This is a genomic window from Paenibacillus sp. FSL H8-0259, from assembly GCF_037963255.1.
GTDB lineage: Bacteria > Bacillota > Bacilli > Paenibacillales > Paenibacillaceae > Paenibacillus_AQ > Paenibacillus_AQ phytohabitans.
Map to the genome: position 1 here is coordinate 4,220,284 of NZ_CP150147.1, position 14,300 is coordinate 4,234,583.

General features: G+C 46.2%; 9 protein-coding genes. 7 read left to right on the plus strand and 2 right to left on the minus strand.

All coding sequences use genetic code 11. From position 1 onward, the window contains the following. Positions 1-125: 125 nt before the first annotated feature. Together NSU01_RS17910 and NSU01_RS17915 are read left to right on the plus strand one after the other, a co-directional pair. Positions 126-1,988 (plus strand): beta-L-arabinofuranosidase domain-containing protein, encoded by a 1,863-nt coding sequence (locus NSU01_RS17910; RefSeq protein WP_076243138.1) that lies wholly within the window; start codon positions 126-128, stop codon positions 1,986-1,988. 344 nt (positions 1,989-2,332) lie between these two features. Then, a complete protein-coding gene (locus NSU01_RS17915; RefSeq protein WP_197074245.1) occupies positions 2,333-2,635 on the plus strand; it encodes a MazG-like family protein in 303 nt (100 codons plus the stop codon). Between the two features lie 99 nt (positions 2,636-2,734). Here NSU01_RS17915 and NSU01_RS17920 read toward each other — a convergent pair whose 3' ends face one another. Further along, positions 2,735-4,339 carry a M4 family metallopeptidase gene (locus NSU01_RS17920; protein ID WP_076243137.1) on the minus strand — a complete coding sequence of 535 codons (1,605 nt, stop codon included), beginning with the start codon at positions 4,337-4,339 and terminating at the stop codon, positions 2,735-2,737. A 551-nt stretch (positions 4,340-4,890) separates the two neighbouring features. Here NSU01_RS17920 and NSU01_RS17925 point away from each other — a divergent pair. The 3 genes from NSU01_RS17925 to NSU01_RS17935 all read left to right on the plus strand — a co-directional run bounded on the left by NSU01_RS17925 (position 4,891) and on the right by NSU01_RS17935 (position 10,555). After that, on the plus strand, positions 4,891-8,679 hold the full coding sequence (locus NSU01_RS17925) for a glycosyl hydrolase 53 family protein (protein ID WP_179093464.1): 3,789 nt from the start codon (positions 4,891-4,893) through the stop codon (positions 8,677-8,679). A 275-nt stretch (positions 8,680-8,954) separates the two neighbouring features. Then, complete coding sequence (locus tag NSU01_RS17930; protein ID WP_042137525.1) at positions 8,955-9,797, plus strand: hypothetical protein; 843 nt, start codon at positions 8,955-8,957, stop codon at positions 9,795-9,797. Positions 9,798-10,123: 326 nt separating this feature from the next. Further along, positions 10,124-10,555 carry a hypothetical protein gene (locus tag NSU01_RS17935; protein WP_083705357.1) on the plus strand — a complete coding sequence of 144 codons (432 nt, stop codon included), beginning with the start codon at positions 10,124-10,126 and terminating at the stop codon, positions 10,553-10,555. Positions 10,556-10,831: 276 nt separating this feature from the next. Here the strand turns inward: NSU01_RS17935 and NSU01_RS17940 are convergent, their stop codons facing one another. Then, complete coding sequence (locus NSU01_RS17940) at positions 10,832-11,185, minus strand: ROK family protein (protein WP_076243136.1); 354 nt, start codon at positions 11,183-11,185, stop codon at positions 10,832-10,834. Positions 11,186-11,439: 254 nt separating this feature from the next. Between NSU01_RS17940 and NSU01_RS17945 the strand changes: the two genes are divergently transcribed. Further along, complete coding sequence (locus tag NSU01_RS17945) at positions 11,440-12,903, plus strand: glycoside hydrolase family 32 protein (RefSeq protein ID WP_076243135.1); 1,464 nt, start codon at positions 11,440-11,442, stop codon at positions 12,901-12,903. Positions 12,904-12,961: 58 nt separating this feature from the next. Continuing rightward, positions 12,962-14,296 (plus strand): extracellular solute-binding protein, encoded by a 1,335-nt coding sequence (locus NSU01_RS17950; protein ID WP_076243134.1) that lies wholly within the window; start codon positions 12,962-12,964, stop codon positions 14,294-14,296. Positions 14,297-14,300: the final 4 nt, after the last annotated feature.

The following is a 14,300-nucleotide window of genomic DNA, read 5'->3' on the forward strand; positions in this document are numbered from 1 at the left end:
ACCGGCTTTCAGTTTATTACTCAGTATGGATCAACTTTATATTAGGATTAATCATTGGATTGATGGAAGCGCTGCTATATACTTTCATTGTAAAATCAATGTCAGTATATTAAGGGGCTGCAGCAATGAGAGAACTGAAGGGCAAGCATGTCGTTCTTCATGATAATGATCTGACACGCAGGGAGGAAGCAAACCGGCGGTATTTAATGAAACTGACAAATGATAATCTCCTGTTTAACTATAAAGTAGAAGCGGGAAGATACCATGGCAGAGATATTCCAGAGGATGCACATGGGGGATGGGAGACGCCAGTCTGTCAGATCCGGGGACATTTTCTTGGACATTGGCTGTCTGCGGCAGCTATGCGGTTTCATGAGACTGGCGATCTGGAACTCAAGCTCAAAGCGGATCTCATCCTGGACGAGCTTGCCGAATGCCAGAAGGACAACGGTGGACAATGGGCAGCGCCTATTCCGGAGAAATATTTACACTGGGTTGCTCAAGGTAAAGCGATATGGGCTCCGCAGTATAATATCCATAAGTTATTTATGGGACTGGTGGATATGTACCAATTCACCGGCAGTCAACAAGCGCTCGAGGTGGCCGATCGTTTTGCAGACTGGTTCGTCACATGGAGCACTACCTTCACCAGAGAGAAATTCGATGACATTCTGGACATGGAGACAGGCGGGATGCTTGAGGCTTGGGCGGACCTGCTCCATATTACAGGGAATGCTAAATACAAGACCTTGCTGGAGCGTTATTACCGCAGCAGACTTTTCCGCCCGTTACTGGAGAACAAAGACCCTTTGACCAACATGCATGCCAACACCACCATTCCTGAAGTACTCGGCTGTGCCAGAGCTTACGAGGTCACCGGCGAACAACGCTGGATGGACATTGTCGCTGCCTACTGGAAATGTGCGGTCACGCAGAGAGGCACTCTGGCAACTGGCGGAAATACAGCAGGTGAAGTGTGGATGCCCAAAATGAAGATCAAAGCACGCCTCGGGGATAAGAATCAGGAGCACTGTACGGTTTATAATATGATTCGTCTGGCAGAGTTTCTTTTCCGGCATACATCAGATCCGGCATATGCGCAGTATATTGAATATAATCTGTACAACGGTATTATGGCTCAAGCCTACTACCAGGAATATCATCTGACCGGCAACCGGCACGACAATCCCGGAACAGGGCTGCTTACCTATTTTCTGCCGATGAAGGCAGGCTTACGGAAGGATTGGAGTTCGGAGACCGATAGCTTCTTCTGCTGCCACGGAACGATGGTACAAGCCAATGCAGCGTTGAACAGAGGCATTTATTATCAGAATCACAACGATGTCTATGTATGCCAGTATTTCCATTCAGAGCTGACCACAGAGATCAATGGAGAGAATGTCCGCATTCATCAATCTCAGGATCATATGAGCGGAAGCATGCTGAACTCTTCGAATACCGCAGGACAGCAGGAATTGAATGAGGTTACAGCGCTTCACGAGAATCTGCCGAATTATAAAAAGTATGATTTCGTTGTCCATACCGGCTCTGCCCAAGCGTTTGCCCTCCATTTGCGCATACCGGACTGGGTCCTGTCGGAAGCCGTCATCTATGTGAACGATCAGCTTCACGGGAAATCTGCGGATCATAGTGCATTCTATACCCTGCTGCGAAATTGGAGGAACGGCGATCGAGTCAGTATCATTCTGCCTGTCGGGATCCGCTTCATTCCTCTGCCGGACGACGAACAGACAGGTGCGTTTCGTTTTGGTCCTGAAGTTCTGGCTGGGATTTGTGAGAATGAGAGGATTCTCTTTACACAGCTAGATGATGTTGCCTCTGAGTTGATCATGGAAAATGAACGGGAGTGGGGCAGCTGGCGCTATTTCTTCAAGACGGCCAATCAGGACCCGGGAATTCAGCTGAGAAGAATTCGCGATATCGGTTATGAACCCTATCAAGTGTACTTCACGGTAAAAAAAGCTTAGTCGCTTATTGTTGAAATAACCACCTGCGTAAGTTATAGTGGCTGACCATCATTATAGGCTGCTTGAAAGGATGCCATGATTAGTGGCATCTTTTTGCGCTGCAGATTGGCCATATGAGTCAGCAGCAGCCCGTTCGTACCATAGTATCTTAAAGTCACCCTGCCCTCAAACCGCATAGAATTCTATATTTTGGAATGTTAGACTTCTTGGTAAGCACTGAAGATATAAATGTTGATCGGGAGGATTGTTGTCTGAAATATAAGAATAATCCTGCTGAGCTGCTTGAAAGGGGTGAAATACTGTTTTTGTACATAAAAAATATTTGTAGAATAGGAGAGAATAAAATGATTGATTTATTACAGTTACAAAAAAGAGTTTATCAGAATAAAGTTGCGAAAGGATTTAATGTTACAGATATTTTCCAGGAATTCTGTTTCATATATGGTGAATTGTCAGAGGCTTGCGAAGCTTATCTGAAAAAGAAAGACGATTTGGGGGAAGAACTGGCTGATGTTGCACTCTACTTAATAGGACTTTCGGAGCTTCTGGGAATTAACCTGGAAGAAGAGATCATACATAAAATGGAGAAAAACGAAAAAAGAATATACGAGAATAAAGATGGTGTGCTTACAAAAGTAAAAGAATAATATATAGATTTCATGCAATATGGTTTTAAGCAGTTGATCGATCCCTTTTACACCAAACAGGCCAATGATCTTGAGGATCATTGGCCTGTTATTCTGTTCTTAGTAGACGCCTACCGCATTGTAAGCTTTGGTTACGGCAGTTACTTGAGCCGAGCCTGCTCCAAACAATTCCGTTGCCGATTGAATGATTGCTGTGCGTGCAGCAGAGAAGTTGGATGAGGTCGTAAGGTAATATACAAGTGCATTGTAATAGATTTGAACGGCATCCTCACGGCCGATACCTGTGACCGTTACACCGTTAAACGTACCGCCTTGGGCAGCCAGATAGAAAGCTTTGTTATTAATCCCGCTGTTCGTATGCACCCCGCCTTCATCACCGGTACCGGTATAGCGGTCGCTGTATTTGTCAGGCTGTCCGTACAATGGGGGATTAGCCAGTGAGCGGAGTGCGTCACCCGCTACACCCGGTGTATATACTTTATCGCCGATCAGCCAGTTCGCACCTTCAATTGAATTTCCGATAATGTCGGAGAAGGACTCATTCAGTGCCCCTGGTTCTCCGTAGTATTCAAGATTGGATGTTTTCTCAGTTACACCATGCGTCAGCTCGTGGCCCACAACATCCAAGTCACCGGACAGCAGTGTAAAGGTAGATCCATCTCCATCACCGAAAACAATTTGCGCACCGTTCCAAAATGCGTTGTTATAGGAAGTGTAGTAATGGACGGTGGAACGGATCTGCAGTCCGTTGTTGTCCAGGCTGTTGCGGCCGAAATGCTGGAGATAATAATCATAGGTTCTCTCAGCATACGTGTGGGCATCAACCGCGGCTTTGTCAGTCCAGACATTGTTGGTACTGGTTAAGAGCGTCCCCGGAAGAGAGGTCTTGTTTTTGACGGTATACGTCACAATGCCCTTGCCGCGGGTACTGTCATAGAGCTGATAGGTTGAACCCGAGAGGCGTGTCTCGAACGTTTTGGTATCTCCAAACACTCCAGTCCCCGTACCCGTCAGGTTCTCTAAAATATTATATTTGAACAGTACGCTGCCATTCTCCGCAGAAATGAAGTACCGTATCCGCAAAGGCTCGGGCTCCAGAACATTCACTTCCGTTTTATAGGCTAATTTAGGTTCTCCGTCAACAATGAAATAATATAAATCCGCTGTAGGAGTAACCTGCGGCTCACCAAGCGGTCCATGTTCCAGCGTGGCATCCTGCTCGGCTGCCAGAATCGCATCTGCTCCGGAAATGGTTTGGAGCTGAATCAGCGGCTGCGGAATCGTCTGGTAAACATCTTCAACTACGCTTCCCAGCAGGGAGGTAACGTTGCCGGCTTTGTCGATATGCAGAGTTTGATCAGCTCCATATACCGGTATCCCCGAGATATACTGGCTTAAGCGGTAATGCTGGCTGCCGGTCTTGCTGTTTGTATTTTGCTCTGAAATTTTGAATTTCCCCCGAATATCCTCTTTAGCCGAAAGATTCAGGTTCCCTTTCACACTTTCAAGATATCCCCATACTTTGTCCTCAGAAGCGGAGCCAGCAGGAGCTTTCCAGGATTGGTCCGTAATCGAAATAGGGGACGAGCCTGAGAAGAGTTCTACAGGATTATTGCGTTCATTGTTTTCAGCAGCAGTGCCCACCGAGGCAAAGGACCCAAGTGCTACAACACCTGCAAGAAGTGAAGCTACAGTCTTTTTCATATTAATACTCCTCCGATCAAAATGGTTGGTTTTAAGTTATGCCGGGTTCTTGTAGACATCCTTTTATCTAGCCTGTGTACTCAAGCTGCGATCTGGGGTGCAAGGATTTAGGCGGCGAACAACCTTAAATGTACGGAGGGAGAGTGTGTGGAGACGGCAAAACCCCTTTCATGAAATTTACAACTACACTCTTGTTCACAGACCCCTGAAATGGATATATATGAAAATAATGTAATTATAGTGTTTTTATTATATTTTGGAAATTGAATATCAACTGTGATAAGAATCACAATTAATGCAATAAATTTAATAAATGATAATTATGCAATAGCGAAGTTTAATACCCATACAGAAACAGGAATCTCTACAATATGTAATCAAATTTATTAATTTAATTAAAGAGAGCTTTGGATTAATAATTTTTTTTAGTTTGTTGCAGAAGTATTACTTATAGTTGATCTGCTCCATCCACACCTGATCTTTAATTCTTTACAATAAGGATGTTAAAGGCTGGAAACTGCAGTTATTAAATAAATAATGGAGGTTAAGCTATGAGAATCAGCAAAAAGGTTGTTGTAATCATTCTTACATGGGCGATGATTCTGTCGGCAGCATCAATTGGTTTGCCCGCTAATGTAAACGCTTCATCGGTTTCCGGAGGCTTTTCCAAAGGTGCAGATATCAGCTGGCTGCCGCAAATGGAGGCTTTAGGCTATAAATTCTATAATGATAATGGCCAAGAGGAGGATCTTTTACAAATACTTAAGGAGCACGGCATCGATTCCATCAGAATCAGGGCCTGGGTTAACCCGTCAGATGATCCGGCCAGTGGTCATAACAGCACACAAGAGGTTGTTGCACTGGCTTCCCGGGTAAGCGCCTACGGGTTCCGTGTGATGATCGATTTGCACTACAGCGACAGCTGGGCTGACCCTGGTCAACAGGTTACTCCTGAAGCCTGGAAGGAAGATAATATAGAACAGCTGAAGGCGCATGTCTCGCAGTACACTACGGAAGTGATGCAGGCGCTCAAAGATGCAAAAGTAACACCGGAATGGGTGCAGATCGGAAATGAGATTAATAATGGAATGCTGCATCCTTTAGGAAGCTACAGTAATACAACCAACCTCGTTCAGTTGATTCAGGCCGGTTCACATGCTGCCAAGGCGGTGTTCCCGGATATTAAGGTCATCATCCATCGGGCCAGCGGAGCTGAAGCAGGGGTTGGGCCATTTTTTGCCGGTCTGACAGCGGCCGGTCTTAAGGATACGGATTACGATATCATCGGCTTATCTTATTATCCTGATGCCATTTTCACCTCTACCATTAACGATCTCAGCAACAATATGAATGCGCTGGAAGCTAAATATGGCAAAGAAGTTATGATCGTTGAGGTTGGAGGTAATGTTTCAGAGGATGTTGATAGCGTATACAATATGCTCGTGGCCGTTCAGAATAAACTAAAGGCTGTTCCGGACAATAGGGGAACCGGAATCTTTTATTGGGAGCCTACCGGTGTATTGTTTGGCTATCCGTTATCGGCATGGAATATTGACGGCACACCGACACTCGCTATGGATGCCTTCATCGACGGTGCAGCCGAAATCAACCGCCATCCGGTTACCGCGGTGTCCTTAGATAAGCCTGTAACCGCTATTGAAGTAGGCGGGACGGATAAATTAATTGCCATTTTCGATCCGTTAAATGCAACCTATAAAGGAGTGAGCTTTACAAGCTCTAAGCCGGAGGTTGTTAAAGTAGATCCTTATAGTGGAATACTTTCCGGGGTTTCTGTCGGAAGTGCCACCGTGACCGCAGTTACCTATGACGGGGGATTCTCTGCATTCAGTGAGGTCACGGTAACTCCAAGTTCAAATTTGATACAGAATCCCGGGTTTGAAGATGAGTTGAACGCATGGGAGCTTTCAGGAGATACAAGTGCAGTCAATATTGAAAAAGATGCACATTCGGGGTCGTCCGCCCTGCATTACTATAGTACGACTCCTGCTGAATTCAGGACTTCGCAGACGATCACCGGTCTGGAGAATGGAACGTACACTTTGTCGGCCTGGGTATCCGGCGGGGGCGGTGAAGAGATTTCAGAAATTTTTGCCGGCAGCAGAACACAGCAGTTTACAAATACGGGATGGCAGAAATGGAGCAAGCCGGTTCTGGATCTTATTGAAGTTACGGATGGAACCCTCACCCTGGGCGCTCATCTTAAGCTTGCTGATGGACAGTGGGGGAATATCGACGATTTCGAGCTGATTAAGAAGGATACCAGCAAGCTGCTGGATTTGAGGGTGAACGGCGCTACGGTTAGCGGATTTGATCCAGCCGTTCAGGACTACAGTGTAGTTCTGCCGTATGGCACGACTGCATTGCCAGCGGTTGAGGCGGTTGCAGAACAAGGCATATCGGCAGAAATTACACAAACAGCTGCGCTGCCTGGAAGTGCAACCGTTGTTGTCAAAGGAGAGGTAGTGAGAACCTACACCCTCCACTTCACGGTGGATTCGAACCCTGTGGTTAACTCCGGCTTTGAGCAGGTGAATGAAGCGGGTCTGCCTGATGGCTGGACCATTCCTGACCCTGCTGCCCTGACCGCGAGTTCGGATGGCCGTACCGGTGCAAGATCACTGGGATTCTGGAAGGATTCCGCCTTTACACTGGACGCCTATCAGACGCTTACCGCCCTGGAGAATGGAATCTACACGCTGACGGCCTGGTCGCAGGGCGCCGGGGATGAGACGAAGAATCAGCTGTATGCCTTGAATGGCGAGAAGACCCTACTGAGCTCAAGCTTCGCGAACAAAGGCTGGAATGTATGGAACCAAGCGGTTGTTGGGAATATCAAGGTTACGGATGGAACACTGAAGATCGGGATTTCCCTTGAGGGGAATGCGAAGGACTGGGGCTCTTATGATGATATTGTGCTGGTTAAGACTGGTGACATTCCAGTAGAACCAACACCTACGCCAACGCCTACACCTACACCTACACCTACATCATCACCAACGGCGTTACCAACGGTGACACCAATACCAACACCAAGTCCAACAGCTGCCAGTGAAGATAACGGGTTGGCGTCAACAGGGGGCGTCAGTACTGCAACCAGTACTCCGGCGGCAATTCCGGTGGCCGTGACCTCGGGCACCGCTGCTGACGGCACCACTACTTATAGTGTGAAGATCCAAGCAACGGCAGGCAAGGAGGAAGGAGCTGCCATCGTCAAGCTGGATTCCACTATAATCAGCGATCTGGTCGGCAAGGTCAAGCAAGCCGTAGCGGCCGGTCAAAAGGTTGTCATGGAGATTCAGATGAATCCGGAAACAGGCCAATCATCTGTTGATGTAGTTATAGCTACGGATGCTCTCAAGCAGTTAATGGAAGCCGCCGGGGCAGAGCTGAAGCTGAATACAGGCATTGCTGATATTACCTTTACGTCTAAAGCAGTAGCTGCAATTGGAAGTGCAGCAGCAGATAGCACAATCAGCATTAAGAAGCTTGCTTTATCAAGCTTGCCGGACAAAGCCCGGAGCAAGCTTGGAGACAGACCGGTTGTAGACTTCTCTGTAACAGCCGGAAATGCTGAAATTACTGCATTCAACGGTGAAACAGTTAAGATCAGTGTACCTTATACGCCAAAAGCAACTGAAAAGTCAAATGCCATTGTAGTGTATTATATCGATCAGACAGGAAACCTTCAGCTGGTTAATGGCGGCTACGATGCAGCAGCCGGAAAGGTTAATTTCCAGACCGCCCATTTTTCAAATTATGCTGTAGGGTATAACGAAATCAAATTCAATGATGTTGCACCGGGCAACTGGTATTCCAGCGCTGTCGATTACTTGGCAGCGAGAGAGGTGGTTAAGGGGGTAAGCAGCTCTGTGTTTGCACCTGTTGCCCAGGTGAAGCGGGCTGACTTTCTGATAATGGTCATGAATGCTTTCGGCATTAAGCCTGATGCAGATAGCGCCGATAACTTTGTGGATGCAGGGAACAAATACTACACAAGCTATCTCGGTACAGCCAAGAACCTGGGCTTGATTTCCGGTGTGGGCGGCAACTCTTTTATGCCGGAGGCCGTCATCAGCAGACAAGAGGCATCGGTAATTCTGTACAATATCATGAAGCAGCTGAACCGTCTGCCGGATGGCAGCAACGTTCAGAGCTACGACAGCTTTACAGATGTCAGTGCAGTAGCCGGATATGCCCAGACAGCAATGAAGCAGTTTGTGGAAGCGGGAATACTCACGGGCTTGGGCAAAGAGCTGAGTCCAGGGGCTGTCGCGACCCGGGCAGAGGCAGCACAGATTATATATAATTGCATTAAATAACAAGCTGAATAGCCGGCTGCCAGCAGATTCCTGGCGACCGGCTATTTGTGTGAGTGGATAAGAATGGACCCGGTCTCAAAATCGATCCTTTATGAGGTTGATAATTAAGAACCTTAATGGGGCAGCAACAAAAACACAGGACAATTTTACCTGCTAAGTTATATAATATCAGAGGAAAGCACTTTGCTGTTTTGCTACCTGCAACCTAATCAGGAAATGTTCTAGCAAAATTGGTAGATGCTTTACTATTAATAATTAAGCGGGGATAAGGTTATATGAAACGAAAGAGTCTGATTTATTCGTTAATGCTAGCAATTATAGTATCGGTTGTATCCGGGAGTGGTAGTATTCATGCGGCTGCACGGAACATCACCGACATAGTTAAAGTGACCAAACCTGCAGAGATTAAAGTTGGGGAGTGGAAGTCATACGAAATAGCCATCACTGACTGGACCGATGCAGACGTTACGGAACATGACTTCACTCCAATCTCTTCAGATGAGAATGTTGTCAAGGTCGTACGGAAAACGAATTGGGTTTCTGAACTCCATGCAATAAATAAAGGGATTGCCACCTTAACTGTCAATATTGGAGAAAAGTTTGAACCTTATGTATTCACTGTTCAAGTGGTGGATGAGTATACAGTCATTCCTGAACCAACTTCTGAGCCAACAAAGCCGGTAGTGATAAAGGAACCTACCCGCGAAGAAATCATGTTACAGGATTTGGAAGATTATTATGAACAGTTGCAGCCAATAGCAAGCTATGAAAATAAAGCCATAGATACGTTTATTCAAAATAGACACCTGAACGATTCAACAAGAAAGTCACTCTTTCTTACTTTAAACAATACTGTATTGCCCAATTATACTAAGTTTGTATCCGGGTTGAAAAACCTCAAAGCCAATAATGCAGAGTTGAAAGAAATACATAACTACTATCTGGCAGGAGCAAAACTCCAGCTGGAAGGGTTCACTATAATGCGGGATAGCCTGAAGACGACCAAAATAAATTATTCCAAATTCGAAACGGGTAACAAGAAGGTTATTGAAGGTGCTAAGCAATTGGACAAAGCCGGAATCCTTGTTGATAAGTATAAAAGTAAATATATCAAATAAATAATTCACTATACTGGTTGTATTTCGAATTACTGTGATATCGCGTGGACGAGACCGAGTAAACAAGGTCTCGTCTTTTTTAAAGAAAACTATATCTATTACTATCACTGCATCTTCCATCTGCCTGGCAAGAAGAGAAGGAATAGTGTAATTCACAAATATTATGCCGGGCTTCAACAAGTATGCACATCAGGCCCTTACGCTACAAAAGCGAATCTGTTATCTCTTGGTTATGGGGAGGTTTCAGATGAAGCAGCCGCGGATATATTACAGGATATCAAGTCCGAAACTGAGGTAAGTAAAACTATCATAAAAGGAGATTAGCGATGAGGATTAAAAATCTGTTTGCAGGATTAGTATATGGATTCACTGCCAGCCTGGTAATTGGTTTCCTTATAGCAATTTTCGGAAACGGTGTTGCAGGAGGAGCAGGAAGTGATGGCTGGTTATGGTTTTTCTTAACTTTATGTGTTCCGTTATCCTTGTCGTTTGCTATATCCGGTTTTCAATTCCACCGTATCCAATTTAAAAGCGCCAAATTTGTGGTGTTATGTATGATCATCGCATTTATAAACGTGTTAATTATGGGGACAGCTGGTGCCATTATTGTTAGTGGTGAAACCTGGGGATATGAAACCGTTAACATTGAAGGTTATTTGCAATGGGGTCCTGTCTACGCTGTTCTTTTCCTCCCCTTATCTACACCTTTGGTAGCAGGACTTTTACTCGGATTACGAAAATCATTGAATATGATATAGGCGTGTTGATTCCCCAAATAAAGGGACAAAAAAGGCCGCCATTTCGGGTAATGGTAAGTACGACCAAACCAAACCGAAATGAGGCAACCTCATGAATAAATACCCCATTTTAGCCGTTTTTAAACAAGTATTAACACCGGAAGAAGTCCAAATTGTGACTGGACAAACCAAGGACTACGTGGACAGAGGAACCCAAATGACCGTCCAGTTGCTACTCGATTACTTGGTCCAAACCTGCTACCACAAATGGGACGGCTTCCGGCAAAGTGCCCGCTTTTATCGGAAAAGAAAGACGATTTGGGTGAAGAATTCGATTCCCAACGCCAGAGCCCCGCATAATCCTGCATTGTCGCCAAGACCGGGCGGAACAATATAAGTATCCATGGTCCCCAGGATTTCCTGTGCCGATACATAACCATCCAGGGCCTTTCGGACTTCACTGCGGATCATTGGATACAGATGCTCCTGATGCATAACACCCCCACTCAAGATTATACACTTCGGTGACCACAGAAGAATTACGTCTGCAATGGCTTGGCCCAAATCACAGCTATCCAGTCCTTGAGCCGCGCCCCACTTTACCTCACCAAAAGCAGTTATATGTCCATACAAAGGGCTGGGATGCTCCATATTCAGCGGCCCAAACCGCAGATGAATTTGATGCCGCCTGCTTCAATCGCCCCAATGATCATATGATGTTTCCCTCCTGTTTGGTAAGGATAGACTTTCCCGTTAAATTATTGGTAAACGTTTTACGAAATTATTAATCAGTAAATGTAAATCAAATCAATAATCCCATTATAATAACGAATGTAACCGTTGACAATATAAAATAATATGATAATATGTGTTTGTAAAACGTTTTACCAATGGAGATGATGACAATGAAAAAAGTATTCTACAGACCTGCGAATGGCTGGGTAGGAGACGTAATTCCGTTTTATGACCAAGGGGAGTACAAGCTTTATTATCTTCACGATGAGAGAGTGGGGGGGGATTATGGCAACCATACCTCATGGAATTTGGCGGCCACTGGAAATGGGCTTGATTTTGAGGATTACGGAGAGGTTTTGCCAAATGGCAATGAGACTGAGTTAGACCGGAACGCCTATACCGGATCTGTGATCCGGGACAAGGAAGGCCTGTATCATCTATTCTACACGGGACATAATCCCAACCCTGCGTTCTGCAAGGATGGTAAGCCCTTACAAGTTGTACTGCGGGCCACTGGCACCGACGGAATTCATTGGACGAAGGATAGTGAATTCAAGCTTTACGGGGATGAAGTGATCTATGAGGCATTTGATTGGCGTGATCCCTTTGTGTTCTTCAACGAAGAGAAGCAGGAGTATTGGATGCTGGTCACTACCAGGGAAATGAACTCCTCTGAGAAAAGAGGCGGGTGCATCGCACTTCTGACATCGGACGACCTCCTGAGCTGGGAATTCCGCGAGCCCTTCTACAGCCCGGACAAATACATTACGATGGAATGTCCCGATTATTTCCAGATGGGAGAATGGCATTACCTCGTCTACTCCACGTTCAGTGAGAAGTTTGTCACCCATTATAAAAAGAGCAAAACAATCGATGGCTTATATACCTCACCGGTATTGGACACCTTTGACGGCAGAGGATTCTACGCAGCCAAGACAGCCTCAGACGGCGAGAAGCGGTACGCCTTTGGCTGGGTCCCCTCGAAGAAGGGCAGCAATGATTATGGAGATTGGGAGTGGGCTGGCACGCTGGTTGTCCATGAAGTGTACCAGAACGAACTGGGAGAGCTGCTTGTTAGAATGCCTTCTTCCATCTATGGACATTTTAATAGGAACGAACAAATTATTCTGCAAGAGGCGGACAATTGCATGAAGCAGGGGGACAGGCTGCAGCTGTCTTCGCCGGATGGGCTGGCGTATTGCGTACTTAACCCCTTGCCTCCTCAGGTCATGCTTGAGGCGTCCTTTACGGATTGGCAGCATGTCAAGGACTTTGGGATCGCGGTTCGCACGGACAAGAAGCTGGACAATGGTTATTTCATCAAGTTTGATCCTTTTCACAACCGGATCACCTTTGATATGTGGCCGAGAAGGGAACCGGGATTTTTCCAATGGCAAATCGCCGGGGACAAGCCGCAGATGATTGAGCTGGAGCGTCCACTTAATTTTGCCGCTTATAGCCGGATTCGTATTCAGCTGATTCTGGAAGAAGATATCCTGTGTCTGTATGTCAACGATGAAGTCGCCATGACTACACGAATTTATAATTTCAAAGACGGACATTTTGGTTTTTTTGCCAATGAGGGTGCTGTGAATGTTGAGGACATTAGCATGAAGACAGCCGCTGAGCGTTAACTGGCAAGGATGGATTCACAGAACTTATACCGATCAATCTATTGGAGGGGTTATTACAATGACAAAGAAAACATCAAAAGTGTTCACCGGGCTTGCCATTTTCTCCTTGGCAGCAACAGCTCTGGCGGGCTGCGGCAGTTCCGCGGACAACAAAAACACAAACACCGCTGGTTCATCGGATGCACCTAAGGAACAGACGGTAACGTGGCTCTCTGCCAGACCGGAGAATGGAGCGATTGTCCAGACAATCCGTGAGCTTGCCGACCGGTTCGCCGCCGACCACCCGGGCTTTAAGCTGGACCTTCAGGTGACGGCGGACCGTCCCTCTTATCTTACTAAGCTCAGAACGCTGGTTGCTTCAGGACAGATGCCGGATTTCATTGACAGCGATGCCGACCCTTTTGCCCAGGAGCTTGTAAATGCAGGCTTACTGGTGGACATGGAGAAATTTCTGAAGGATGAGGGGCTGTACGATAAATTCTATGAGCCCGCACTGAAATACCAGGAGCTGCCGGATGGAAGCCTGTATCTTCTGCCAATGGAATATCACATGGAAATGACCTGGTATAACAAAAAAATATTTGCAGATAACAACCTTGCTGTGCCCAAAACCCTAGACGATCTGGTTGCAGTCAGCCAAGTGCTCAAAGACAAAGGGGTTACGCCTATCGCTGTAGACGGCGTTGATGTATGGCCGGTATTGCGTTATGCAGCCATGTATCCGTTCCGGACTACAGGTAATCAGTTCATCCGTGATTTGAGCCAGGGCAAAGCCAAAATGTCGGATGAGGCAGGCATGCAGGCGGCTACCTTCGCTGCTCAAATCGGTAAATACTTTCAGGAGGGATTCGCAACCACGGATTATACGACAGCCAAAAACATGTTCCTAAACGGAGAAGCTGCCATGTACAACATGGGCACTTGGGAAATACCATCCTTTGTGGAAGAAAGCCTGCCGGAAGGACTTAAAGGGAATGTCGATTATTTCTATCTGCCAACCACCAGCAATGCGGTTACACCGGAGAATGAATTCTTCGGCAACAGCGGTATCGGACTAGGAGCTTCTGCCAAAACGTTCGATGGGCTGCCGAAGGAATTCCTGAGCTATGTGCTGAAAAATTATAGCGATGTCTATGTGGCCAAACAACAAATGTCACCGCTGAAATTCACCATTGATGATGAATCCAAATTCTCCGGGCTGTTCCTGCGGATCAAAAAGGATATGGACAACTATGGTTCAGAGTTTGCCAAGCCTTGGGATACTCTGCTGGATCCGAACACCAACTCGGTGATGAGTGATCTGATTACCAAACTGACCATGGGCTTTATGACTCCAGATGAGTTTGCCAAACAGATTGATGATGCCATTGCCAAGAACACAGCCAGCAAATAAATAA